The sequence below is a fragment of the Lelliottia sp. EB106-05-01-XG201 genome, assembly GCF_058791735.1.
Window position 1 is genome coordinate 2640502 of record NZ_JBYTDV010000001.1, and the last position, 25780, is coordinate 2666281.

Here is a 25780-nt window from a genome sequence, read left to right on the forward strand (position 1 = left end):
TTGTAGCGGGTCAGACAGACATCGGAAAATAACATTTTCGTCACCTGTATATATCATAACGGTTGTCTGCTGAAGTTGCATTCCTAAGATAGCTTAACCCTAAGCCGCGCGCGGTTTCGCTTAAGGAGTGAGCAATAAGGTAACAGTCTGACGTTTTTTTTTGCACTCGCTAACGAAACAGACTTTTTTGCCGATAAATGCTATTAACTTCTCGCAGATTTTTAGATTAGAATCGACGGGCTTTGTAAATCATACGCAGGCATTATTGATGACCTGCTCCTAATTCAGAGGAATGCTCAGTGGCGCGGATAACAAAAATCTCGATCACGCTCTGTGCTTTACTATTTACATCACTTGTTTTCACGCCAGCGGCTAACGCCTCCGAGCAGGCGCGGCACTCTGCCGTGCAGAAATCGCACCTGGCGAAAACCACAGAACGTAAGAAAAAAACCACCAGCTCCAGTAAAAGCGAAAAGAAAAAAACCACCACCGCTCGCAAGCAGTCCACCTCCAGTAAGGCCCTCACCAGTAAAACCCGAAGCAAACCGACCCGCACCGCAAAAGTGACTCCGGAAAAATGCACCGTGCGTAAAGGACACAAAACTAACTGCGTGAAAGTGGGCAAAACGGCGAAGCTCTCTGAGGTGCATAAAGTGCGCGTGCAGAAAGCGCAAAAAACCGCGATGAACAAACTGATGGGTCAGATTGGCAAACCGTATCACTGGGGCGGCACCTCCCCGCGCACCGGTTTCGACTGCAGCGGTCTGGTCTATTACGCGTATAAAGATCTGGTGAAGTTCCGCATTCCGCGCACCGCGAACGAGATGTATCACCTGCGCGATGCCGCGTCGGTTAATCGCGGTGAACTGGAGAGCGGCGATCTGGTGTTCTTCCGCACCCAGGGTCGCGGCACTGCCGATCACGTGGGCGTTTACGTCGGCAACGGGAAATTCATTCAGTCTCCTCGCAGCGGCCAGGACATTCAAATCACCTCCCTGAGCGAAGACTACTGGGTTCGCCATTACGTTGGCGCGCGCCGCGTGATGACACCGAAAACCATTCGCTAATCCCTGCCCTGCCGCGCCGTCGGCAGGGTAAGTTCCTCTTTTGCATACCCTTTCAATTTGCTACTCTATCCATGCACTCAATAGGGTTATTGGCGTGCAACACTATAATAAGGAGAGAAGCAATGTCGTTCGAATTACCTGCATTACCGTATGCAAAAGACGCCCTGGCTCCGCACATTTCCGCGGAAACCCTGGAGTATCACTACGGCAAACACCATCAGACCTATGTCACTAACCTGAACAATCTGGTGAAAGGCACTGCGTTTGAAGGCAAAACGCTGGAAGAGATCGTGCGTAGCTCTGAAGGTGGCGTGTTCAACAACGCGGCTCAGGTCTGGAACCACACGTTCTACTGGCACTGCCTGGCCCCGAACGCCGGTGGCGAACCGACCGGTGAACTGGCTGCAGCGATCAATGCCGCGTTTGGCAGCTTTGCAGATTTCAAAGCGAAGTTTACTGACGCCGCAATCAAGAACTTCGGTTCTGGCTGGACGTGGCTGGTGAAAGAGGCTGATGGCAAACTGGCTATCGTTTCCACCTCTAACGCAGGCACCCCACTGACCACCAGCGCGAAACCGCTGATGACCGTCGATGTGTGGGAGCACGCTTACTATATCGATTACCGTAACGCTCGCCCGAACTACCTTGAGCACTTCTGGGCGCTGGTTAACTGGGAATTTGTGGCGAAGAACTTCGCCGCGTAAGAGACACGCAGAAGGGTTTTGCCCTTCTGCGTTTTTGGTTTATTCCGTCACGCTGGCCGGTTCCGGCTGTTTGCGACCGGATGTGAGAACCAGCAGCAGACCAAGAGCCGCAATAATCGCCCCCATCACCGGGACAAAGCTGTATCCCAGCCCGCCCGAAATCACCGCCCCACCCGCTGCCGCGCCGAGCGCATTACCGAGATTAAACGCGCCGATATTCACGGACGACGACAGACCCGGCGCTTCGTGTGCCACACGCATCACGCGCATCTGCAACGGCGGAACCACCGCAAAGGTCGCCGCGCCCCACACCACCATCGCAATGGCCGCCCCGAATTCGTTACGCGCCAGCCAGGGAATGGCGAGCATAATCACAATCAGCAGGGTTAAGAAGCCTTTCAGCGTACCGGTAACCGAGCGATCCGCCAGCTTGCCGCCGAGATAGTTCCCGAGTGAGAAGCCAACGCCGATCAGGACCAGCATCGCCGTCACAAACAGCGGCGTCGCGTGGGTAATGTCATGCAGCACGGGAGAGATATAGGTGTAGAGCGTGAACATCGCGCCTGCGCCGAGCACCGTCGTTAACAGGGCAGACAGCACCTGCGGGCGCACCAGCACCGACAGCTCTTTGCGCACGTCCGGGCGCTCGCCCGCCTCGCCTTTCGGCAGGGAGAAGAACAGCGCGATCATCGCCACCACGCCCAGCCCGGCGGTCGCCAGGAACGACATTCGCCAGCCAATCACTTCCCCGAGCCAGGTCGCCGCCGGAACGCCGCCAATGTTGGCGATGGTCAGGCCCATAAACATCGTCGCCACCGCGCTCGCCTGTTTATGTTTTGGCACCACGCTCGCGGCCACCACTGAGCCTAAGCCAAAGAACGCGCCATGGTTCAGGCTGGTCAGAATGCGCGACAGCAGCAGCGTCGTGTAATCCGGCGCAATCGCCGACAGCACGTTGCCGAGGGTAAAAATCGCCATCAGGAAGATCAGCGCATTGCGGCGGGCGCGATGGGAGAGCAATAGCGTCATGAGCGGCGCACCGATCATCACACCAATTGCATAGGCGCTGATGAGCATCCCCGCCGCTGGAATGGAGACGTCCACGCCTTTAGCAATGACGGGCAGCAGCCCCATCGGGGAAAACTCGGTGGTGCCGATGCCAAAAGCGCCAATCGCCAGGGCCAGCAGGGGAAAATTGATTTTCATTGTTAACTCCGGATGCCGTGTCGTCGTCATCGCGCGACACGGGACTAAGATGGCAAAAGCATGACATCAATCACAAAAAATGAGAAGTTAACAAATTAGCAAAAGATTTTTGCAGGATGGGTAACAATCAGGGAGAGGAGACGAGGGAGAGAACTCTCCCTCGCTTAAATCAGTGCAGGGCTGCGGTCAGACCTGCTGCAACAATCAAAGCCAGCACAATAACGGTCGTGGTCAGCGAAAACTTCAGATCGGTACTCATCAATTTTTCTCCTTTTAATCACCTTACGAAAAGTGAGCTTGCTCATTTTTACACAGTTTACCCCAAAAATCTTCCTGGATTTAGACTGATAACCGTTTTTGCTCTTCCCCTTTTCATCAAGATAAGACAAAATTCCACGCTAAATTTATAAGCGTACCGGCCACTGACCCCCTCCTGACGTTCTGAGTCGTTTTCCCGGCGTATCGCAATTCACATTGCGAGATAAGGGTGAGAGAAGGCAAACGTTTACCTTTAAGTATTTCAGGAGTTTAAGATATGGTCTGGAGTGACATGTAATGGCAACAATTAAAGATGTGGCGAAACGCGCAAACGTTTCCACTACAACCGTATCACATGTAATTAACAAAACGCGTTTTGTTGCGGAAGAGACGCGCAACGCCGTATGGGCTGCCATCAAAGAGCTGCACTACTCCCCGAGTGCCGTGGCGCGCAGCCTGAAAGTGAACCACACCAAATCGATCGGCCTGCTGGCGACCAGCAGCGAAGCCGCCTATTTCGCGGAGATCATCGAAGCCGTTGAGAAAAACTGCTTCCAGAAGGGCTACACCCTGATCCTTGGCAACGCCTGGAACAGCCAGGAAAAGCAGCGCGCTTACCTGTCGATGATGGCGCAAAAGCGCGTCGATGGCCTGCTGGTGATGTGTTCTGAATACCCGGAATCCGTGCTCTCCATGCTGGAAGAGTACCGTCACATCCCGATGGTGGTGATGGACTGGGGCGATACCCGCGCCGATTTCACCGACTCCGTGAACGACAACGCCTTCGAAGGCGGCTACATGGCGGGCCGTTACCTGATTGAACGCGGCCACCGCGAAATCGGCGTGATCCCGGGTCCGCTGGAGCGCAACACCGGCGCAGGCCGTCTGGCTGGTTTCATGAAAGCGATGGAAGAAGCGCTGATCACGGTGCCGGAAAACTGGATCGTGCAGGGCGACTTCGAGCCGGAGTCCGGCTATCGCGCGATGCAGCAGATTGTCTCCCAGTCACATCGCCCGACCGCGGTCTTTATCGGCGGCGATATTATGGCGATGGGCGCGCTTTGCGCAGCCGACGAACTCGGTTTGCGCGTCCCGCAGGACATTTCTGTGATCGGGTACGATAACGTGCGCAACGCCCGCTACTTCACCCCGGCGCTGACGACCATTCACCAGCCGAAAGACTCGCTGGGTGAAACGGCCTTCAACATGCTGATGGACCGCATCGTCAGCAAACGCGAAGAGTCGCAGTCGATTGAAGTCCACCCGCGCCTGATTGAGCGCCGCTCCGTCGCCGACGGTCCGTTCCGCGACTACCGCCGTTAATCACCTCTGAGGGGCCGGTTATTCCGGCTCCTTCAGCCACTCTCTGTTCAGCGTTTCGCTATCCCCCAGATACTCCAGCAGCCACGCCAGGGCCGGTGACATATCGTTTTGCTGCCAGGTCAGGCAACAGGCCGCATCCGGGAACGGGTTTTCCAGCGTTAAGGCCACCCACTCACCGCGATCGATACGCGGACGCGCGAAATGCACCGGCACCATCCCGACGCACAGCCCTGCGGAAAGACAGGTCGCCGAGGTTTCCCAGTCAGGGGCCACCACCCGCCGCTGGTTATCCAGCAGCCAGGTGATGCGTTTTGGCAGCGATCGGGACGTATCTTCCAGCACCAGCGACGGCCAGTTGCGCAACGTGTCATCGCTCAACGGGCCTTCAATAGCGGCGAGGGGATGATCGCGCGCCACGACGCAGGTCCAGCTCAGGGCTCCCATATCGCGAAAGGCATAACGTCCGCCCACCGGGATCGCCTGCGTGGCACCGATCGCCATCTCCACCCTGCCGTCAGAGAGCGCATCCCACACGCCGTTGAACACCTCCTGGGACACGCGCAGCTCCACGTCCGAGAAGTGGCGGTAAAAATCGACCACCATCTGGCGGGTGCGTTCCGGTTTGACGATGTTATCCACCGCAATGGCGAGATGGCCGCGCCAGCCGTTGGCAATCTGCTGACACTGCTCGCGGGTGATCATCATTTTTTTGATAACAGATCGCCCTTCTTTCAAAAACCAGACGCCCGCAGGCGTCAGGACGACGTCGCGGTGGCGGCGCTCAAACAGCGGAACCGCCAGCCACTCTTCAAGCTGACGCACGGTATAGCTTACCGCAGACGGAACGCGGTGCAGTTCCTGGGCCGCGCCGCTAAAGCTGCCGTTGCGCGCAACCGCATCAACCACTTCTAAGGAATATTCAGACCACATTTTTTGCCTGCAAAATTTTTGAATGCAACCACCAAATATTAGCGTTTCACAAGGCAGTTTGCACTCCCTACACTCTGCGCCAGTGAATACCCGCCCTCTTTAGGAAATAAAAACAATGCAACCCAACAAAGGATTCCTGGTCTGGCTCGGCGGCTTAAGCGTGCTGGGCTTCCTGGCCACCGACATGTACCTGCCCGCGTTTGCCGCGATGCAGGCGGATTTACAGACCCCAGCCGCCGCCATCAGCGCCAGCCTGAGCCTGTTCCTCGCCGGTTTTGCCTTCGCGCAGCTGCTGTGGGGGCCGCTCTCCGACCGCTACGGTCGTAAACCGATTTTACTCTTAGGTCTGGCGATTTTTGCCGTCGGCTGTCTGGGCATGCTCTGGGTGCGCGATGCGACCTGGCTTCTGGTACTGCGTTTTATCCAGGCATTCGGCGTGTGTGCCGCGGCGGTGACCTGGCAGGCGCTGGTCACGGACTACTATCCCGCTTCACGCGTGAACCGCATTTTTGCCACCATCATGCCGCTGGTCGGTCTTTCTCCGGCCCTGGCCCCGCTGCTCGGCAGCTGGATCCTGGTGCATTTTGACTGGCAGGCAATCTTCGCCACCCTGTTTATCATCACCCTGGTGCTGATGTTACCGGCCTTCGCGCTGAAACCGGCGCCAGCCAAACCGGCTGAAACGACGGATAATCGCGTCACCTTCCTCTCCCTGCTGCGCTCCCGCGCCTATCGCGGCAACGTGCTGGTCTACGCCGCCTGTTCCGCCAGCTTCTTTGCGTGGCTGACCGGTTCGCCGTTTATTCTGCACGATATGGGCTACAGCCCGGCGGTGATTGGTCTGAGCTATGTCCCGCAAACCATCGCCTTCCTGGTCGGCGGTTATGGCTGCCGCGCGGCGCTGCAAAAATGGCAGGGACAGCAGATGCTGCCGTGGCTGCTGGTGCTCTTCGCGGTGAGTGTGATTGGGACCTGGGCCGTTGGCTTTATTCCAGACGTCGGGCTGACGGAGATTCTGATCCCGTTCTGTGTGATGGCCGTGGCGAACGGTGCGATCTATCCTATCGTGGTGGCGCAGGCGCTGCGTCCGTTCCCGCATGCGACGGGGCGTGCAGCGGCGCTGCAAAACACGCTGCAGCTGGGTCTGTGCTTCCTGGCAAGCCTGATTGTTTCGGCGCTCATCGCCACCCCGCTGATGACCACCACCAGCGTGATGCTGGCGACCGTGGTTCTCGCCGCGCTGGGCTATCGCATGCAGGCCTCAGCGAAAGATCGGGTAAGCGAAACGGCACAAGCATAATCGCGCCAGCAATTATGTGACATTTTAGTGATTAGGCTGCTAATAACTTTCGGTTGAATCACCGTTTTTTGCAGCCTATACTAAATTTGCTTCACACAAATACGATAAATATTATGTGTTAACGGGAGCCGGAGTGCTCCCGTTTTACCATGGAAGGCCTTTCGGTAAGGGTTATCTCCCTTCCTCTGTTCTACGTCGGATATTAGCCTCGCGGAAAAACCGTGGGATTTCTCACAAACCATAAAAAACGGCTACGCTGTTTGAAGGTTCTGATCACAGCAGGTGATGGAGAAGCTATGAGTTCATCGTGTATAGAAGAAGTCAATGTCCGGGACAATGACTGGTTTCGGATCGTCAATGAATTACTGAGTCGGGCGGGCGTCGCGATTAACGGGTCTGCCCCATCCGATATTCAGGTAAAACACCCCGATTTTTTCAAACGCGTTCTGCAGGAAGGTTCGCTCGGTCTGGGCGAGAGCTACATGGACGGCTGGTGGGATTGCGAGCGGCTGGATATGTTTTTCCATAACGTTCTGCGCGCCGGGCTGGAAAACCAGCTCCCTCACCGCCTGAAAGACACCCTACGTATCGCCTCTGCGCGATTGCTCAATCTGCAAAGTAAAAAGCGGGCGTGGATTGTCGGGAAAGAGCATTACGATCTCGGAAACGATCTTTTCAGCCGCATGCTTGACCCGTTCATGCAATATTCCTGCGCCTACTGGAAAGACGCCACCACCCTTGAAGATGCACAGCAGGCCAAGCTGCGTTTAATCTGCGAAAAACTGCAGCTTCAGCCCGGCATGCGGGTTTTGGATATCGGCTGCGGCTGGGGCGGACTGGCTTATTACATGGCGAAAAATTACGGCGTGAGCGTTGTCGGCGTGACCATTTCCGCCGAGCAGCAGAAGCTGGCGCAGGAGCGCTGTGCGGGTCTGGATGTGACTATTCTGCTGCAGGACTATCGCGATCTCGACGACCAGTTTGACCGTATCGTCTCCGTGGGGATGTTCGAGCACGTCGGTCCGAAGAATTACAGCACCTATTTCACGGTTGCCGACCGCAACCTGAAACCGGAAGGCCTTTTCTTGCTGCACACCATCGGTTCCAAAAAGACGGATCATTCCGTTGACCCGTGGATCAACAAATACATCTTCCCGAACGGCTGCCTGCCCTCAGTTCGCCAGATTGCCGATGCCAGCGAGTCGCATTTTATTGTCGAAGACTGGCACAACTTTGGCGCGGACTACGACACGACCCTGATGGCCTGGCATTCTCGTTTTATCGCCTCATGGCCGGAAATTGCTGATAACTATTCGGAACGCTTCAAACGGATGTTCAGCTATTACCTGAATGCCTGTGCAGGGGCGTTTCGCGCGCGGGATATTCAGCTCTGGCAGGTGGTGTTTAGCCGCGGTGTGGAACACGGATTGCGCGTGGCGCGGTGAGGTTATGGCTTTTGTAGGCCGGGTAAGCGCAGCGTCACCCGGCAACAAACGTGCTCATCTTCAATGAATAAACCCCGACTATCCGGGGTTTATTTTATTCGTCTTCCGACGTCAATTGACTCGCTAATTCTTTCGCCGCCAGCACGCGCTCAACGGTATCCACAACCGCCTGGGTCTGCGGATCAATTTCGATATTAATGCGATGGCCGAGTTTTTTCGTGCCCAGCGTCGTACGCTGCAAGGTTTCCGGAATTAAATGCACGCAGAAACGCGTCGGCGTGACTTCACCTACCGTCAAACTAATCCCATCCACGCCAATAAATCCTTTGTACAGGATGTATTTCATTAATGAGGAGTCCTGGACCTTAAACCAGATCTGGCGATTATTTTCCGAGGTCAGAATTTTGGATACTTCAGCGGTGGTGATAATATGGCCCGACATTAAATGCCCGCCGATTTCATCGCTGAATTTCGCCGCGCGCTCAACGTTGACCATATCGCCCACCACCAGCTCGCCGAGATTGGTAATACGCAGCGTCTCTTTCATCAGATCAAAGCTAATGCGATTCCCGTTAATCTCTGTCACCGTCAGACAACAGCCATTGTGGGCCACCGATGCGCCGGTCTCCAGACCGTCGAGCATATATTCCGGCAGCTCCACTACATGGGTACGGAAATTGGGTTTTTCATCAATGGACACCAGTTTTGCGGTGCCCTGCACAATACCAGTAAACATGCTTACCACTCCTGTTTTATCCCAACGGTGGTGACACCGTTTTAATCGCATCACAATAACAGTTGGAAAAAGAGGTTGCCAGCGGAGCGCATTTTCTGGCGATTTTTTCACTAGATAAATAGAGAATCCCCGCTACAATAGCTGGCATTCCCCCTGCATCTTCTTCTTACTGCCAGTTTTGGCGGGTTTTTTAGTCTCTCAAATAACAACAATACAAAAGGTGTTCACGTGCAGAAGTACATGAATGAAGCGCGTCAGTTATTAGCACTGGCAATACCGGTGATCATCGCGCAGGTCGCTCAAACCGCAATGGGATTTGTGGATACGGTCATGGCGGGCGGATACAGCGCCACCGATATGGCCGCCGTTGCGATCGGTACCTCTATCTGGTTCCCGGCCATTCTTTTCGGCCACGGGCTGCTGCTGGCCTTAACCCCGGTTATCGCCCAGCTTAACGGCTCAGGCCGACGCGATCGTATCGCCCACCAGGTGCGCCAGGGCTTCTGGCTCGCCGGTTCGGTCTCTGTTCTTATCATGATTGTGCTGTGGAATGCGGGCCATATTATTCGCTCCATGCACAATATCGACCCCGTGCTGGCCGACAAAGCCGTCGGCTATCTGCGGGCGCTGCTGTGGGGCGCGCCGGGCTATCTGTTCTTCCAGGTGGCGCGTAACCAGTGCGAAGGGTTAGCCAAAACCAAACCTGGCATGGTGTTCGGCTTTATTGGTCTGCTGGTCAACATTCCGGTGAACTACGTCTTTATTTACGGTCATTTCGGCATGCCGGAACTCGGCGGCGTGGGCTGTGGCGTGGCGACAGCGGCGGTGTACTGGGTGATGTTTATCAGCATGCTGTGGTACGTCAAACGCGCGCGTTCGATGCGTGATATCCGTAACGAGCCGCGTTTCAGTAAGCCGGATATGGAGGTCATGAAGCGTCTGGTCCAGCTGGGCCTGCCTATCGCGCTGGCGCTGTTCTTTGAAGTGACGCTGTTTGCGGTCGTCGCCCTGCTGGTGTCGCCGCTGGGGATTGTCGACGTGGCAGGCCACCAGATTGCCCTCAACTTTAGCTCGCTGATGTTCGTTCTGCCGATGTCGCTGGCCGCAGCCACCACCATCCGCGTCGGCTATCGTCTGGGCCAGGGCTCGACGCTGGACGCGCAAACCGCGGCACGGACCGGCCTGATGGTCGGCGTATGCATGGCGGCCTGTACCGCGATCTTCACCGTCGTGATGCGCGAGCAAATCGCCCTGCTCTACAACGACAACCCGGAAGTGGTGATCCTCGCCTCACAGCTGATGCTGCTGGCGGCGGTGTATCAGATTTCCGATTCGATTCAGGTGATTGGCAGCGGCATTCTGCGTGGTTATAAAGATACGCGCTCGATCTTCTATATCACGTTTATCGCCTACTGGGTGCTCGGCCTGCCGAGCGGCTACGTGCTGGCGCTGACGGATCTGGTGGTCGACAGAATGGGCCCAGCCGGTTTCTGGATGGGCTTTATCATCGGCTTAACCTCCGCTGCGATCCTGATGATGTTGCGCATGCGCTTCCTGCAACGCCAGCCGTCGACTATCATTTTGCAGCGCGCTGCGCGTTAATTATCCGTAAGCCGCCTTCGGGCGGCTACTTTCTCCTCATTTTGCGCGGGAATACAGCAATCGCGTGAAATACGGAAGAAAATTGCATTTTCCCTCTTGCCTCATCCACTCACTGTCGCTAATATTCGACCCCGTTGTCACAGACAACATGATGCGTCCGTAGCTCAGTTGGTTAGAGCACCACCTTGACATGGTGGGGGTCGGTGGTTCGAGTCCACTCGGACGCACCATTCAAAAAAATCTGTACAGTGCGTCCGTAGCTCAGTTGGTTAGAGCACCACCTTGACATGGTGGGGGTCGGTGGTTCGAGTCCACTCGGACGCACCATTTCACTTTCTGTGATTTGGTGCACTTTCTTCTCTCTCTTTTGAATTCCCCCTGATTTATCTCAAATAAAAAATGAATTTTTCTTCCAGCAAATTCATGAATCACACTCATAAGCCCTAGCGTATTACCCAATCTAATCAGATAAATCATTTCGCGTTATGCTTTCCTCCATACCCGCTGAAGGAAAACGTCATGCAAACAGTAAAACTGAACAACGGTATTGAAATGCCCCTGCTGGGCTTTGGGGTCTTCCAGATGACGGACCCCGCCGAGTGCGAGCGCGCCGTGATCGACGCCATTGATACGGGCTACCGCCTGATCGATACCGCGGCGTCTTACCAGAATGAAACCCAGGTCGGGAACGCCCTGAAACAGAGCGGTATCGCACGTCACGAGCTCTTTGTGACCACCAAACTTTGGCTGCAGGATACGCATTACGAGGGGGCTAAAGCCCAATTTGAGCGCTCACTGAACCGACTGCAGCTGGACTACGTTGACCTGTATCTGATTCACCAGCCTTATGGCGATGTCCACGGGGCCTGGCGAGCGATGGAAGAGCTGCAGCAGGCGGGAAAAATTCGCGCCATTGGCGTGAGTAACTTCCACCCCGACCGACTGGCCGACCTTATCGCCTTCAACAACATTGTCCCGGCGGTAAACCAGGTTGAAGTGAACCCCTTCAACCAGCAGCTTCACGCGGTGCCGTGGATGCAGAGCCGCGGCATTCAGCCGGAAGCCTGGGCACCTTTTGCGGAAGGTAAAAATGGTCTGTTCCAGCATCCCGTGCTGGCGGCGATGGGTCAGAAGTACGGCAAAAGCGTGGGACAGGTTGTGCTGCGGTGGATCTTCCAGCGAGGCATCATTTCGCTGGCGAAATCGGTGCGCAAAGAGCGTATGGAAGAGAACATCAACATTCTCGATTTTGAACTCAGCGCTGAAGATATGCTGCAGATTGCCGCCCTTGATACCGCCACCAGCGGGTTCTTTTCTCACCGCGATCCCGCCATGGTGGAGTGGCTGACGGGCCGTAAGCTGGACGTTTAAAAAAACGGCTCCCCCTCGATAATCCTCTCTTAACTTTTGCAAACAAATCTTGGGTCGGATAACCACCGGCCCTTCGCCTGATGGCAAATTGCTTCTGCATAGGGTGACTGCTGAAATCGCAGAATACTTAATAAACTGAAATAAACCGAAGGATCGTTATGTACCTCCAGATAGGCTTTGGCCCAGGAGCGAAATTCCTCAAGCGAAGCATTATTACGCTGGCGATTAAATCTCACTAATAAGGCAACATGCCGATCAAAATCCAGACGGCTGTACTGACTGTAAGGATTGCTCAACGACTGCAAAGTGCTTTTTTCGTTGAAAGCTAAAGGCGCCAGCTGGTGTTGTTCAATCCGTGTTAATGCCTGCTGAGTCTGCACACCCGTTATCATAAAGACGAATATGCCGACCGATATCATCATCGCCACCACTCGCCATGTCTGGCTCACATAGCGAAAGGGAAAATGACAGTTCGCAGCCGTTGCTTCCGTCTCTTTAACAGGACTGCGTTTCATACCGTTACCCAGAACAACCAGTAACAGGATAAGCGTCAGGCCGTGCGTCATCGACTGATAGAGAGGATATTCCAGGTTCATATGCAGCGTGATAGGTAATAACAGCGCGAACCCGACCCATCTTGCTCCACCCCGGCTCCACAAACGTTGCAGGATACCCGCGATGATACAAAAAATACCGGTAACGGCGATCAATCCGCCTTCGGCCCAGGCATACAGAATTTCATTATGCGGATAGAGCACCGTGGCGCTTTCCAGGCCAGGAGCTATCCGCTCGGCCATCTGGCCAAATAGCGATTCAAAGCTCCCATAGCCATTGCCCGCGACAGGATGCATTTTGATTAACGCCCAGGTCAGCTTCAGCAAATAAATACGTGAAGTTGTCGACCCTTCTTTATCCACCACCGGGATCATATTGAGATTGAAATAGTGACCCGCATAGAGAATGACACACCCCAACCCGACACCGCCCACGATCAATATGATGGCATCAACGGCGTACTGCTTTTGATTTCGCCCCATTGTCAGTAAAAGAACGAGCAGTGCTAACAGCGCACCAAGCGTGCCCGCGCGACTTTGCAGTAACACCAGGCTCGCTGGCAGAGTCACTAAAGCAACACTCCAGATAAGATGCAGAATTCGGTGGCTGTTCTGCAGATATAGCCACAGCGCACAGGCGAGCCCGGTGGCAAGAAAAGAGGCTAATACATTAACTTGCTGAAAACTGCCATAGGGCCTGCCCCCCGGTAAATCGTCAATTTCGATGATTTGCCAGAACGCATAGCCAGCCTGCATCAATGCCGCAGTCGCAATTATCGCTAACCAACATCCCCGCAGGCGGCGACAGGACGTGGTGCACAGTAACAGCAGATACAGCGCAACCATTCCCCAAAGCGCGACCACTTTTTGGATCGCATTAAATTGCCAGTCTGCGCGCGGTGACCAGAATAACGGCAAAGACCACAGTACCGCCCCAACAATTATCATCGCGGTCCCGACAGGAAGCACCGTTTCCCTCTCAGGATGACGCCGAGTGACGGGATGACACACACACCACAGGGCAATCATCGCCATGACGCTCCATACCATCAGATTTTGCGGCAGCGATAATCCCGCCCCACCGTGATTCGGCAATACAAACAATAACCCACCGCAAAACCAGCTAATTAATAATAACGTTACACCCGTGTTCATTCGTTTATAGGGTGAAGAAAATATTACGCGCCTGGACATGATTGACCTTGAAAGTTAAAAAAATAATCGCGTTCAGTCCCTCGGTGTTTTATTGCTGAGTCATCACTAATACTGCGCTCGCCGTAAATGCTCCGGTGGGAATATCTTTTGTTTCAACCGTCGGGTCGCGCACGGCCTGAAATGCGAGGTCGACGGAATTAGATCCATTTGTAAAAGTAATCGGCGTGGTATCGGTAGTGGAAATCACCTTGCTATTGTAAACAATCGAAACGCCCAGCCCATTGGACGACGATTTCACCACCTGCCCGGCATCTAACGTTATGGGCGTATAGTTCAGCTTCATATTGACGGTGACGTCTCCACCGGTGCAATCCACCGGAATCTGAAGGTGACGCATCGAGCCAGAGCCTGGCACGGTGGGCAGCTGAGCTCGCTCGACGTTATTGAGATTAACATTTAGGGCGTTGCCGCTGTTAATGGTACATGCCGTGTCAGGTGGGGCTGGGGTTGGCGGTAAAGGGTGGGCGTTAACGATACAATTGGGATTTGATGATATATAGTACAATTTACCGGCATCATCCTGCAGATATTGGCATACGGCAATGGTTTGCCCTGCAGCTACCGCAAACCAATCCTGATATCCTCCAACGGCTGTTCCATTCTGAGCTGATATTGTTTTGTTTCCATCAAGCCAAACAGGAGTTGTCACTGCATCTTGCAACATATATCCATCATCAACAATAATTACACCTGTAAATATTCCGTAATAACCTGAGCGAGGAGGATACATATTGGATGATACCGTACACATCCCAGGATCAATTGTTAAACCTACAGCATTTGCCGAGAAATACTTTGAACCATATCCTCCGCTGGGGCAATGATGACCATTTATTCCATGTGCACCGGAAATACTTGCTACTGCCTGTTGCACAATAAAGAGCAGCCCAACAAAAAATAAAAATAACCTTACAATATTTAATTTTTTCATCATAACAAATCCGACAATAGGCTATGGGTAAGCCATTTCAAAAGTAGCCGTGGCGCTGAAATCACCCGTAGTTATCGTCTGCGCCTGAATAGCGTCAGGCTCGCCTGCGACATACGCCTTCAGCAAAAAACTGTTGTTACCGCTGGATAAGGCCATAGCTGGAGTGGGTTTATTCAATGCCAGCGGACTGCCATCCGGGTTTTCCAGACCAATGGCAATCCCCGTCGTACCGGTCACCGCCAGCGTGCCCGGAAGCGTCGTGCTTTCGGTGCCGCTGAGGGTAAAGGTGATCTGATTGCCCTGCGCGATGTCGCAATTAATCAGGTTAATCGTGAAGGGTATCGCACTGGTGCGCGCGTTCTGGTACAGCCCTTTTTTGATGACCGTGCCAAAACTCACCGTGAGATCGGTCGTCAATGGATCCAGCTCGCAGGGATCGCTCACCAGCATGCCGCTAAATTTCAGGTTATCGTCGACGGCATGAACCGAAACGACAGACAATATGGCCGTCAGTAACGTCGCGGCCCGGTACGCCCAGCAAACAGCCTGTTTCATTGGTAATCCACCTTAAGCGTCGCCGTGGCAGAGAAGGTTTGCGCGGTCAATTCGATGGCGGGATCTTTGACCGGCACCGCCGATAAGCTCAGCGAACTTAGCGCGCCCAGCGTTGTCGCCAGCGGCGTGTTCAGTTTCATTGGCTGACCGTCAGCCTGAATTTGTATCCCCAGACCCGGCGCGTCCGTGGTGACCGCCGCGTTATCAAAACTCTCTGCCTCGCCGACAATAGTCATGTTCAACGCCGTGTTGTCTGGTTCGCCCTTGCAATCCACGGTGTAGGGGATCGTCCGTTTGTAGTTCGCACCATCGACTTTTTTTACGCCGACAGTATCAAAGGAAATATTCATCACCTTGTCATCGCTGACGATGCAGGGAGAGAGCAGCAAAAAGTGACCTTTAAAGGTGAAATCCACGCTGTCACCCGTTTGTGCTGCGCGGGCGGCAGGCATCAGGCAAGTCAGCAGCAGGCTCAACAACATTATATTATTCATGACGCGCATCTCAGTTAAACGCCAGCGTCAGCGTACCGGAGGCGGCAAACAGATCGCCGCTGACCACGTTATCGCTGTTGGTAGTGCTCAACTGGACCAGCTGTGCTTTTAGCGCCGGTCCGGCCTCCTGATCCACCGTGAACCACTCCCCCATATTCTGAGGCGTGCCATTAACCAGCAGCTCAATGCCAACAACACTTTTGTCCGTAGCCAGCACCTGAACCCCCTGATAGGTTTGGTAACTCCCGGCAGATGACGTGAATTTCATCTGTAGTAACCCTGCCGTATCTCCATCACAGAAAAAGTCACTCACCATAGGGCGAAGATAACTGCCTGCCAGTCCGACCGTACTGGTGCCCGACGCTTTCAGCTTTACCTCACCAAAATCGACCTGTAGCGTGCCGCCCTGGTTAAAGGTGCAGGTGCCGTTGGCGACCACCGTGCCGGAGATATTGATTTGCAGCGAGTCAACGTCCCCGGTATTTCCGGGAGCGGCGTAAACATTAAAGGCAGACGCGATCAGGAACCCTACGCCAGCTAATCTGGTGATTTTTTTATTCATAACTCATCCGAAAATCCACCGTGGCCTTAAAAGGGCCCGTGGTCAGCGGCGCAACAGTGCGAACCGGAATAACCTGATAAACCATCGTGTTGGCAGCGGCCGTCGTAAAGTGCGGCTGATAGCGCTCACCCGGCGCTATTTGCCGCCCCTGGTCGTTCAGGATCCGCAGCCCCACGCCTGACACTCCGCCTATCTTGAGTAACGTCGGCTCATCGGCATCGGCCGCCGATAAAAAGCTGATCATCGGCATCGCCTTGTCTGACACCCGGGCGGCAAAGCACCCCATCAGATGAAAGGTCAGGGTTACCGGCTGGCCGGTATCACCGGGATGCCGGAGATTCGCCAGCGCGGAACTGTCCATCGCCACATCCTGAAACTCTGAGCGCATATCCAGCAGACAAGGCGCTTCCATCAGCGAGCCATTGATTTGCAACACGCCGTGCTCGCCCTGGACATTCCAGCTATCGCTGGCGCTACTGCAGGTGCAGAACAGCATCCCACTTGCCAGCAGGGCTTTCGCCAGATGTATTTGTCCGCTCATCGTCTTTTCCCCCAGAGTTCGCGGTGAATTAACCCGCCGTGACGCTACTGACCGCACAGGTATTGCCGTTGCAGCTGAAGTTTAGCTGCGGGCGTCCGCCAAAATCATTCACAAAGGTCAGCACCGGATGGCTGCCCAGCAGCGTCGAACCGGCACCCAGCGCGATGGTGCCTTTGGGTTCTACCATCACCGGTTTAAAACCCTCGACGGCATTGCCCTTCGCGGAGGCCGCTGCGGCAACGATCGTCACAAAATAGGGCGTCGGATTATTCAGCTGGTAGGCTTCGCCCTGGCGGGTCAGGGTCAGTTTTTTTTGCACCTCGTTGTCATTGCCCTGCTTAATCGCCAGCGCCTGCGGGCGGTAAAACATTTTGATGCGCGTCTGGAGCGCGAGTTGAAGCGTGTTGGGCTTGTCACTTTTTGGCGGGATTTCCCGCACATTGAAGTAGAACAGCGATTCTCTGTCCTGCGGCAGCGCGCCGAGGCTGTCAGTAGCCTGGATCTTCACCTGCCCTTTCGCCCCCGGCTCCACGCGCTGTAGCGGCGGAACAGCCATCACCGGCGATTCAATTTTGTCCCCACTGGCGTTTTCTACCCACGCCTGCGCCAGATACGGCAACGATTTATTCTGGTTACTGATGCCAAGGCTCATGGATTGCGGCCCGGCGTTAAAAATCACGCGGGTTCTGTCCAGCGCAATCGCCGCGTGCGCCTGTTGGGCGACGAGCATAACGGCGATAACGCTCAGGGTAATTTTGATCAATTTTTTTGACGGGTTCATGTTCATAATAATTTCACTTGTTGATATGAGATTGAGCAACGGGCATCCGGCCTGATTTCGTTTCGCGCTGCCTGCGTCACGGTGTGTTATTCCTGTTTGCCTCGCGGACGGCAAGGCAACAGCAGCCCTTTGTCCTGCGCAGGTAGCGGAGAAGGCAAATCAATTCGGCACTGCACGACTTCGTTCCAGCTGACGTCCATATATTCGCCGGGGCGGATCCCGGACAGCCAGGTGCTGCCTTTTTCGCCCACAATACCGGTCTGAATGCCCTGCTTATTGCGGATTTCCGCACCGAACGGCGGCGAACTTCCATCGGTAAGCCGCACGGTCGCCATGGCTTTTTCTCCGGCCAGAATGCCGAATTTGCGATAGCCAATGGCACCTTCCGTCAGGGTGTCCTGTACCACGGAATTCGTGGCATCGACGTCGTCCGGCAGTTTGTCCAGATCCACGTTGACGCTGCTGCGGTAATAGCTGCTCACGTCGCTGAGCACCGCCTTACCAAAGGTGTTGGTGCGCACGATGCCACCTGAACCCCGCACCGGGACATCACTTACCCCGTCGGTGTCGACCATGATCCGCGTGCCGCCCGGCGTGCTGGTGCGATGCAGCGCTGCCCCCTCGGCGGTGGCGGTTAACCCACCCTGAACTGAAAGCCCATAGGCGTTGTAATCATTACCGGAATAGCTGGCGTTGGCGGTCATGCTGGCGTTGTCCCCGTCATGGGTGAAATAGCCGCTACCGGTGGCTTGCCCCTGGGTCGTGGTGCCCGCGTTGATGCGGTAGTTATTGTTCTCATCGATCCGGTTGTAGTAGCCCACGTTCCGGGTATTACTCCCGCCGCTGTACTGGCTGTTGTAGCTTAGGGTGCCACTCTCCCCCCAGGGCAGAGACAGGCTCACATACATGCCATCATCATTAGATCCATTACTCAGCGAGCGGTATGCCGCGACGCTGATGCTGACGTTTTTAACGCGTCCGATATCGAAGTAACTGGATAAAGAGAGGTTCCACGTATTGCTGGCCTGACGGTCCCAGTAGGTCTGGTGGCTGTAGTTGAGATAGGCGCTGATGTTCAGGGGTCTGAACTGCTTATTCAGGGTAACGGTATAGAGCTCTTTATCGGTGCCATCGTTGGTGTTTTCGTGATAACGCTTATCCAGATATTGAGACATGTTCATAAATTCTTTTTCCGAGAAGCGATAACCGGCGAAGGTTACCTGGCTGTCGTACTCATCAAACCTCTTGGAGTAACTGACGCGGAAAGATTTACCGCTTTTGGTCCCCTGATCCGGTAATTGTGCACGCGACTGGGTGACGTCCATGGAGATGGCCCCCAGCGCCATCAGGTCACGACCGATCCCCAATGACACCGCGTTGTAATCTCCGGCAAACAGCCCGCCGCCATACAACGACCAGCCGCTGTTCACACCCCAGGAGAATTCTGAGCTGCCAAATTCGGGTCCCTGAGTATGGTGGCCCATGTCCATCGGCTTACCGCCGGAAAACTTATAGCGCACCAGCCCCGGACGGGTCAGATAAGGAATACTGGCGGTATCCACCTGGAAGGTAGAAACACTGCCGTCCTGCTCTTCGACCTTCACATCCAGCTTGCCGGACACGGCCGAGTTCAGATCCTGAATACGGAATGGACCGGATGCCACGGTGGTTTCATAGATCACCCGGCCCTGCTGGCTGATGGTCACTTTGGCGTTGGTTTTCGCGATACCCGTCACCTCCGGCGCGTAGCCGCGCAGATTAGGGGGTAACTGGTTGTCATCGGTCACCAGGCTGGCTCCGGTGAAACGAAAGCTGTCAAACATGGCAGAGTTAAGCGAGCTTTCGCCGACCACCATTTTTGCCCGCAAAGAGGTGATCGCGCGGTAGGCGTAGTAGCGGCTCCAGTCCCAGTTCTTCTGCGTATTGCTGTTTTCACCGGTGGACTGGTTATATTGCGCCTGCCAGTCAGCGCGCAGGCGCCATGGGCCAACATTGACGCCCGAGGTGCCGTTTCCGCTCACCGACCGGTTACGCCCGCCGTCACTCTGGCTTGAGTTCATGGCATTGACGTTGTAATCGAACACCATGCCCGGGATGCCGTTATCCCAGCGCGATGGGGGGTCCCAGTTTTCCGAGGTGTATTCCATGTACGCCTGGGGCACGTTAATGTTTAACGCCCCACTCCCGAGATCGGGGGTGGCGGTCAGGCCGTGCAGGGACGCTAAATCCAGACACTGATTCTGATGCCACCAGCGGGCATCTTTCAGTGATGCCTCTTTCAGGCCAAATTTTTGCACCAGCTCTGGTGTCAGGCAGACCTGGCTGCCTTTAGGATCATTTTCAGGGGCCAGAAACGCGACGGTCTGGTCAGGAATATCAAATTTATTTACCCGTACCATTAGCTGATAGTTGCCAGGCATCAGATACCCGGCTTGAGAAAACTGTCCGAGATCGATGTTCGCGCGCTCTTTGACGTCCAGCACATCCGTGTTGAACTGAATCGCCTCTTCTGCCTGGGCACTGCGCAGGGTGATTAACGCGACCAGCACGCCCAGCGCAATCGGGCATAACCCACTGGTCACTGGAGATAGCCCGTGGCCATTTTGTGCCTGAAACCCAAGTTTTTTCACTTTCATCATCATCAGAAGTAATCAACTTTAAAACGCAAAATGGCGTGGTAATTACCAGCCTTAAGAGGCTGATCGTTTCTCACCAGGCGCAGGGTGTATTCCAGATTCTGCGTTCCCGAAATCAGCGAGCCTGAAGGGAGGGGTTGTCCCGGGATGGCGACATTACCCGCGGTATCGAGGATTTGAATGCCCATTCCTGTGGCGCCACTGATACTGAACAAGCCGTTTTTCGACGGACCATCAAAAGTGGTGCTGAAACGGGTGCGGTCTGGGGTTTTCTGGTCATGTGATGTGAGGTCACAGTTCACCAGGTTCAGAGAAAACGTTTGTTGCGCTCCGCGGCCAAAAAGGAACATCTCTCCGAGCGTCGTCACTTTCATATCGATGCTTTGGTGAAGATCGTCGGTAGCGATAGCGCAAGGTGTATCGATAATGCTGCCCTGCATATTCACCCGACCGAACTCCGACGCGGATCGCGCCTCACCGGCAGAGCTGAGCATCACGCTCAGAACGGAGGTTGCCAGGAAGACGGGCAACACGTTTTGGTGAAACGAACGGGGAAGCAGCATGCTGGAATCCGGGATGACGAAGTCTGAAACACGCCATGCTGCGAGCCTGACTCGCTCAAAACAGCATGGCGAACGCGGGGCGAATACAGGTGTATTCGCCGCTCAGTCTGTTACGGGTAGTCGAGCGCGAAGTTAGCCACAGACTTGAATTCGCCCGGGACGATGGTTGCGCTGGCACCGTCACCCTGCAGATAGGCCGCGAAGTCCAGGTTGTTCGAGCCGTTGAGCAGAGCCTGGGCCGGAGATGCTTTGCCCAGTTTGATCAGCGTGCCAGTTGTGGTGCTGATGCCGATAGAAGCACCCTTGGCGCTTCCCGTCAGACCGAGCAGGTCTGGGTTAGCCGCCGATGCTGTACCCGAGAAGGTAGTGGTAACCGTTTTGGAGGTGGTGGTATCGCACTGCTCCAGCTTAATAGAAAACACCTGTGGAATTGAGCGACCACCGTCTTTCAATGCCAGATTAGAAACCTGACCCAGATCGACCGTCTGATCAGAACTTTCAGGGGTAATAGAACACGGCGCATCAATGATTGAACCGGTGAAAGTCACGGTACCGTGCCCCTCATCTTTCGCATTTGCCACGCCCATGCTAATACCCGCTGCCATTGCTAAGATAAGAACTAATTTTTTACGATTCATAAATATAACTCAGTCAGATAAATACATTAAAAGAAGAGTCAGGCCAAATGGGTAAGCCGCCAGCAGTAATGAACAGAAAATCCATTGAATGAAACACCAGCTTCCTTATATTCAGCACATCTACTTCAGCTTTTTTGTTTAGAGTTTCAAATGTGCAGATAAGATAAAATTATCTGTGCGTTTGATGAAATAATCATATTCATAAGCAGACTAAGAGTAAAAACATAATGATTGTCTTTTGGGAATGGCACGGCAAGCTATTGTTAATTATGACTTTTAGATAGTCTCACACGTAAGGGAACCCGCGACAAAGCGCCATCAGTGATAATAAACATCCCGCTTTTGTTATCAGTCGCCAACCTGCCAGGCCCACTCTCAAATGAGAATAACAAATGAGTGATTTAGCCCCGCCGATCGTATGTAATATAGAAACCCTTATCCTAAAAGTGTAAACATTATGTCGTGCAATATACTAACGCTTAACAGCAAAAATCAGCATGTTTCAATCCTGATGTCGGATGAACAGTTTGAGTTATGGTTCCTGGGAAAACATGACATGAGTATGTTCGACGATGAAAGTGTCAGGTTACTACTGGAAGAAGAAAAACCTGCCGTTTATCCTTGCATCCCCGCGATATCCAGTGACGGATTCACCATTACTTATGTGGAATTAAATCTTGTTGAGCGGTGGTTTAATAAGCTATATGGTTTGCAGGATAAGGATAGAGTATCTTCTTGTTAGCATCAGGCTAACCTCAGTCAGTGTTGCTATAGTTGTTACATCTCACTTCACAAACAACGTGTTAATCATGCTCAATAATAATGAATTTCTAAACGTTAACCTAAATGTGATCCGTGTTAACCCTGTTTACCTCGAAGAGATGATTCAGAAACTTGACTCGGTTATTCAATACCATCTCTTTCCTGTCGGGCAGCGTTTCACCCTGACTGCCGATCATCAACCCAATGTCTACATCATCCGCACCGGGGCGATCTCATTTCTCCGGCAGCCAAATGATATTCTTCTGGATCTGCTGCCCGCCCCCTCCATCAGAGGCGTGATCCCGATTCATGCTGAATCCGAATCTATCTATACGATTAAAGTGATTGAGCAGGCCGAGATTGCCATTATCGATCGTGAGCAGATGTACAGGCTGTTGACCGAGCACAATTTGTGGGAGTCGTTCGCCAGACACATGCAGCAGCTGGCGGCGATGGCCACGGAAGTGATGTACAAACTCAGCTCGTCCTCTGCCTTTGAAATTGTGCGCTTTCAACTCTATGAGCTGATGAGTAAACCCGCACATATTCGGGAGAATATTACCGCTGAAAACTATATCAGCAGCAAAACCCGGCTATCCCGAAGCGCAATTTTTCGTGTTATTGCCGATTTAAAATTAGGGGATTATATCGTCATTGAGAATGGCATTTTGAAAGAAATTAAATTTATTCCTGCTCGTTACTAAAACTAGTATGCATTACCGTTTTTCGTAGCAATACAGTTAGCACAAAATGCACTAATGATTATTCAATTAGTCAAAATAACGGGTGGCAGATCATTATCATTTTTGTTGTATCATGATGACAAACAGCAAAAATCCACGCCCTTGCGTGGATTTTTCATATTCGACACTCAGGACTAACTAAACTGCCTGATCATTCGGTCGAGATCTTTTTCCCTGACGGCTTTCGAAAGGTAATATCCCTGGAAACTTTTCACCCCTGCCGCGGCCAGTTTTTCGAACTTATCCTCACTGTCGACCCCTTCTGCCACACAAGCTCCGCCGGTCATATCGCTGTAAAACTGGATGGCCTTAATCAAACTGTAGTCGTCTTCATTTGCTGAGAATTTATCAACAAGATCGCGATCTAATTTCAGCCCATCAAAACGTATCTGCCTGACAGGAAACATCGCGTAGTCACTGGAAAAACAGTCATCGAGGAACAGGCGACACCCGGTATCACGAATACGCTGCATCGCGAAAGGAATCTCTTTATTCTGGGTGACATCAATGGTCTCAGCAAATTCAAATACCAGCTTCTCTGCCCAGGCCACGTTCGAGAGTAACTCGACCGCTTTTTTTGCCATATCAGGCAATGCGTTCCCTCCGGCTAATTCCGGCGGAATATTGACCGAGAAATAATATTTGCCATTGTATTTATTGATCCCTTTCACTGCCGCATCAATCACAAGGGCCGTCATCTGCAGCCAGATTTTTTTATCATGAAGATCGGTCAAAAAGCTCACAGGTTTAAGGATCTCGCCGTTACGATCCCAGCGTAACAGGATTTCAAACCCGACCACTTTTTTATTTCTGTCCGTAATCACCTGATAAACAGGGAAAATTTCTCGCCTCATCAATGCCCTGATCAGTTCAGACTGACGATCGCTATGCTTTTCACTCTCCACGTCTGCTGGATCTGCACTGATGCGAATAAAAGAGACATCCTTCAGCCAGGGCTGAATAAATTGTAATTTACGCAGCCCTTCCGTACGGTGCGTGTATATCGTTTTGACGTCCAGACCGTACATTTCTGATTGTTGTTTAACCGATATTCCGCGGTAGGCGTTAAGCACAACATCGAGTTCTCGTGATGTGAGTCCTTTTGCCAGATTGCCGGTTAACATTTCATCGAGCCGTACAGCATCTTCCAGACGAGGGAAATCATTGTGAAGAATATCCTCACAGGAGTGCGACAAACTGGCAATGCGGATGGTTTTAAGCTTATATCTGTCTTTGATAAGACTCAACACCATACGGTAAATCCAGGTAGCGGGCAGACCACAATAAATAGTCATCGTCACACTACAGGGAAGCGCGTTGAGTAATGAAATGCTCTTCTTTAACGTCAGCAAAATAGTGGGCAGATCGCCTTTTAAAAAAACAGAAATACACCTGTCAGCATCCCCACAGATGTCATTGACTTCACGTTCGGTGGCCGTATCACCCTGAGTCATAATACGTGAAGAACGGATGGCATCACGTGCAAGCAGCATATCATAGCCCTGCCAGGTAAAACCGCAGGGCGTAATGACGAATTTATGTTTAATAGGATTCGGGTAATAGATAAGCGCTTCGCAGGCCACAATGACCTCCTGTAAAAAGAGTAGATGCAATGAACTTCGTAAAGAAGAAACGTAAAATATCATACCAAACCCGTATTCGCATCACTATATAAGAGACGTTTTAAAATGCGAAAAAGCCGCTTCTTTACAGATAAAAGACATTAAAAGCATTTAATGCCAATAACAATACAGAATGAGCACGTACATATTTGATTTAATTTCTCTGCGTTGCTAATGCAATTACATCCAATTACATTCTTAACGCACCTGAGGGCGTTATCTTTTAAAATAATAAAAGTAAAATACATTCACCCAATGTATAATATTATCTACGAAAGTTCCGACTGACATCAACACAGCACTTACTGGCTCGCTTTAATATAGGGCAACCGCATGGATAAACTCATTTAATCCAGGGCATTGCTGCATCGAAGGGACGTTATCAAAAATAACCCTCGATTCAGTGAAGCTATAAAACAGCATTTCACCATTAATGATTCAATCTACAAGAAACAACCCCTGTTCTATAAAACAATGCTTCAGGAATCCAGGCTTAACATTGTGTTATCGATGTGCTGCTTTGTGTTCGGCAACCAGGCCTCTTCCGTCTCAGAAATCAAAGAGTTATGCGCACGATATAAAATAGCCAGCCCGAATAGCGTGATCGCGATTATTACCCTACTCCGAACGACCGGCAGAATCAGTACCTGGCGCTGCAGCGAGGACCGACGAAAAATGTTGATCGAGCCGACGCAGAAAGGGCTGGATGAACTCAAGCGCTATATGTCGGGTGCGTTTTTACCGGTGAGCACATTATATCCAGATTACAATATCAACATTAATCTCTTAGACAATACGGCGCTGCGCCATAGTTTTTTTCATCGTGCCGCTGAGTATCTTTTCCGGGGCGTGACCTTTAAAAAGATTTTGCCCGACGTTGGATTGTTTATCGATAAAGATGGAGGGCGCATGATCATGCTGTATCTCTATTTACAGGCAATGAAAAACAGAAATTCCCATGGTGCGATTATTGACTATTCGGCGAGCGTGATTGCCAAAGAATTTTATGTTTCGCGCATCCATGTTAATCGCATCATTAAGGCGGCGCAGGAGGCAGGATATCTCAAAGATCGGGAAGATGGTTTTATTACGATTTACCCCAGCTTTATTCAACTGGTGGAAAATTATTGCGGGTTATACTTTGCCTATGTCACTCACTATCTGAATATTCACCCTAAAGAACGGCTGGCGGCAATCAGTTTTCACGCTGCCGTATAATAAAGCAGGCGGTCGGTTAACCG

24 protein-coding genes and 2 tRNA genes are annotated in these 25780 nt (G+C 52.7%); 11 read left to right on the top strand and 15 right to left on the bottom strand.

Annotated elements, in window-relative coordinates:
• Positions 1-299: 299 nt before the first annotated feature.
• Positions 300-1067, top strand: a complete 768-nt coding sequence (locus AC3WS9_RS12435) for a C40 family peptidase (protein WP_285144675.1) — start codon at positions 300-302, stop codon at positions 1065-1067.
• Between the two features lie 122 nt (positions 1068-1189).
• Positions 1190-1771 (top strand): superoxide dismutase [Fe], encoded by a 582-nt coding sequence (gene sodB / locus AC3WS9_RS12440; protein ID WP_103946411.1) that lies wholly within the window; start codon positions 1190-1192, stop codon positions 1769-1771.
• A 39-nt stretch (positions 1772-1810) separates the two neighbouring features.
• Here the strand turns inward: sodB and AC3WS9_RS12445 are convergent, their stop codons facing one another.
• A complete protein-coding gene (locus AC3WS9_RS12445) occupies positions 1811-2977 on the bottom strand; it encodes an MFS transporter (protein WP_285144676.1) in 1167 nt (388 codons plus the stop codon).
• Between the two features lie 169 nt (positions 2978-3146).
• Positions 3147-3236 carry a cytochrome bd-I oxidase subunit CydH gene (cydH, locus tag AC3WS9_RS12450; RefSeq protein WP_282493292.1) on the bottom strand — a complete coding sequence of 30 codons (90 nt, stop codon included), beginning with the start codon at positions 3234-3236 and terminating at the stop codon, positions 3147-3149.
• 296 nt (positions 3237-3532) lie between these two features.
• On the opposite strand from cydH, the gene purR reads away from it, so the two are divergent.
• Positions 3533-4558, top strand: coding sequence for an HTH-type transcriptional repressor PurR (gene purR, locus AC3WS9_RS12455; RefSeq protein WP_095281798.1), 1026 nt, complete (start codon positions 3533-3535; stop codon positions 4556-4558).
• An 18-nt stretch (positions 4559-4576) separates the two neighbouring features.
• On the opposite strand, the gene punR is transcribed toward purR, so the two are convergent.
• On the bottom strand, positions 4577-5488 hold the full coding sequence (punR, locus tag AC3WS9_RS12460) for a DNA-binding transcriptional activator PunR (RefSeq protein WP_282493293.1): 912 nt from the start codon (positions 5486-5488) through the stop codon (positions 4577-4579).
• Between the two features lie 115 nt (positions 5489-5603).
• Between punR and punC the strand changes: the two genes are divergently transcribed.
• Positions 5604-6788 (top strand): purine nucleoside transporter PunC, encoded by a 1185-nt coding sequence (punC, locus tag AC3WS9_RS12465; protein WP_492488638.1) that lies wholly within the window; start codon positions 5604-5606, stop codon positions 6786-6788.
• A gap of 296 nt (positions 6789-7084) precedes the next feature.
• A complete protein-coding gene (cfa, locus tag AC3WS9_RS12470) occupies positions 7085-8233 on the top strand; it encodes a cyclopropane fatty acyl phospholipid synthase (protein WP_285144679.1) in 1149 nt (382 codons plus the stop codon).
• Between the two features lie 94 nt (positions 8234-8327).
• Here cfa and AC3WS9_RS12475 read toward each other — a convergent pair whose 3' ends face one another.
• On the bottom strand, positions 8328-8969 hold the full coding sequence (locus AC3WS9_RS12475; protein ID WP_492488640.1) for a riboflavin synthase subunit alpha: 642 nt from the start codon (positions 8967-8969) through the stop codon (positions 8328-8330).
• Positions 8970-9197: 228 nt separating this feature from the next.
• On the opposite strand from AC3WS9_RS12475, the gene mdtK reads away from it, so the two are divergent.
• The 4 genes from mdtK (at position 9198) to AC3WS9_RS12495 (ending at position 11942) form a co-directional block, all read left to right on the top strand.
• Positions 9198-10571: an MdtK family multidrug efflux MATE transporter gene (gene mdtK, locus AC3WS9_RS12480; protein ID WP_282493297.1), complete on the top strand. Its 1374-nt coding sequence runs from the start codon at positions 9198-9200 to the stop codon at positions 10569-10571.
• Between the two features lie 153 nt (positions 10572-10724).
• Positions 10725-10801 (top strand) — tRNA-Val (locus AC3WS9_RS12485).
• A 20-nt stretch (positions 10802-10821) separates the two neighbouring features.
• Positions 10822-10898: transfer RNA gene (locus AC3WS9_RS12490), tRNA-Val, on the top strand.
• A gap of 192 nt (positions 10899-11090) precedes the next feature.
• Positions 11091-11942 carry an aldo/keto reductase gene (locus AC3WS9_RS12495; RefSeq protein ID WP_492488642.1) on the top strand — a complete coding sequence of 284 codons (852 nt, stop codon included), beginning with the start codon at positions 11091-11093 and terminating at the stop codon, positions 11940-11942.
• A 29-nt stretch (positions 11943-11971) separates the two neighbouring features.
• Here AC3WS9_RS12495 and AC3WS9_RS12500 read toward each other — a convergent pair whose 3' ends face one another.
• From AC3WS9_RS12500 to AC3WS9_RS12545, 10 genes are all read right to left on the bottom strand, one after another.
• Complete coding sequence (locus AC3WS9_RS12500) at positions 11972-13690, bottom strand: PglL family O-oligosaccharyltransferase (protein ID WP_492488644.1); 1719 nt, start codon at positions 13688-13690, stop codon at positions 11972-11974.
• A gap of 49 nt (positions 13691-13739) precedes the next feature.
• Positions 13740-14645: a fimbrial protein gene (locus AC3WS9_RS12505; RefSeq protein WP_492488646.1), complete on the bottom strand. Its 906-nt coding sequence runs from the start codon at positions 14643-14645 to the stop codon at positions 13740-13742.
• Between the two features lie 18 nt (positions 14646-14663).
• A complete protein-coding gene (locus AC3WS9_RS12510) occupies positions 14664-15197 on the bottom strand; it encodes a fimbrial protein (protein WP_492488648.1) in 534 nt (177 codons plus the stop codon).
• Positions 15194-15691: a fimbrial protein gene (locus AC3WS9_RS12515; RefSeq protein WP_492488650.1), complete on the bottom strand. Its 498-nt coding sequence runs from the start codon at positions 15689-15691 to the stop codon at positions 15194-15196. Before AC3WS9_RS12515 ends, AC3WS9_RS12510 begins: the two co-directional genes overlap by 4 nt.
• 10 nt (positions 15692-15701) lie before the next feature.
• Positions 15702-16253, bottom strand: a complete 552-nt coding sequence (locus AC3WS9_RS12520) for a fimbrial protein (protein ID WP_492488652.1) — start codon at positions 16251-16253, stop codon at positions 15702-15704.
• Entirely contained in the window at positions 16246-16794 is a 549-nt protein-coding gene (locus AC3WS9_RS12525) for a fimbrial protein (RefSeq protein ID WP_492488654.1), read from the bottom strand. Before AC3WS9_RS12525 ends, AC3WS9_RS12520 begins: the two co-directional genes overlap by 8 nt.
• 28 nt (positions 16795-16822) lie before the next feature.
• On the bottom strand, positions 16823-17581 hold the full coding sequence (locus AC3WS9_RS12530) for a fimbria/pilus periplasmic chaperone (protein ID WP_492488656.1): 759 nt from the start codon (positions 17579-17581) through the stop codon (positions 16823-16825).
• 80 nt (positions 17582-17661) lie between these two features.
• Positions 17662-20157 carry an outer membrane usher protein gene (locus tag AC3WS9_RS12535; RefSeq protein WP_492488658.1) on the bottom strand — a complete coding sequence of 832 codons (2496 nt, stop codon included), beginning with the start codon at positions 20155-20157 and terminating at the stop codon, positions 17662-17664.
• A 59-nt stretch (positions 20158-20216) separates the two neighbouring features.
• Positions 20217-20774 carry a fimbrial protein gene (locus AC3WS9_RS12540; protein WP_492488660.1) on the bottom strand — a complete coding sequence of 186 codons (558 nt, stop codon included), beginning with the start codon at positions 20772-20774 and terminating at the stop codon, positions 20217-20219.
• A gap of 110 nt (positions 20775-20884) precedes the next feature.
• Positions 20885-21412 (bottom strand): fimbrial protein, encoded by a 528-nt coding sequence (locus AC3WS9_RS12545; RefSeq protein ID WP_492488662.1) that lies wholly within the window; start codon positions 21410-21412, stop codon positions 20885-20887.
• A gap of 809 nt (positions 21413-22221) precedes the next feature.
• Between AC3WS9_RS12545 and AC3WS9_RS12550 the strand changes: the two genes are divergently transcribed.
• Positions 22222-22878, top strand: a complete 657-nt coding sequence (locus tag AC3WS9_RS12550) for a helix-turn-helix domain-containing protein (protein ID WP_492488664.1) — start codon at positions 22222-22224, stop codon at positions 22876-22878.
• A gap of 173 nt (positions 22879-23051) precedes the next feature.
• Here the strand turns inward: AC3WS9_RS12550 and AC3WS9_RS12555 are convergent, their stop codons facing one another.
• Positions 23052-24500, bottom strand: a complete 1449-nt coding sequence (locus AC3WS9_RS12555) for an EAL domain-containing protein (RefSeq protein ID WP_285144687.1) — start codon at positions 24498-24500, stop codon at positions 23052-23054.
• A gap of 399 nt (positions 24501-24899) precedes the next feature.
• Here AC3WS9_RS12555 and AC3WS9_RS12560 point away from each other — a divergent pair, with 399 nt between their 5' ends.
• Positions 24900-25757 (top strand): MarR family transcriptional regulator, encoded by an 858-nt coding sequence (locus tag AC3WS9_RS12560; RefSeq protein ID WP_492488666.1) that lies wholly within the window; start codon positions 24900-24902, stop codon positions 25755-25757.
• Positions 25758-25780 lie beyond the last annotated feature (23 nt).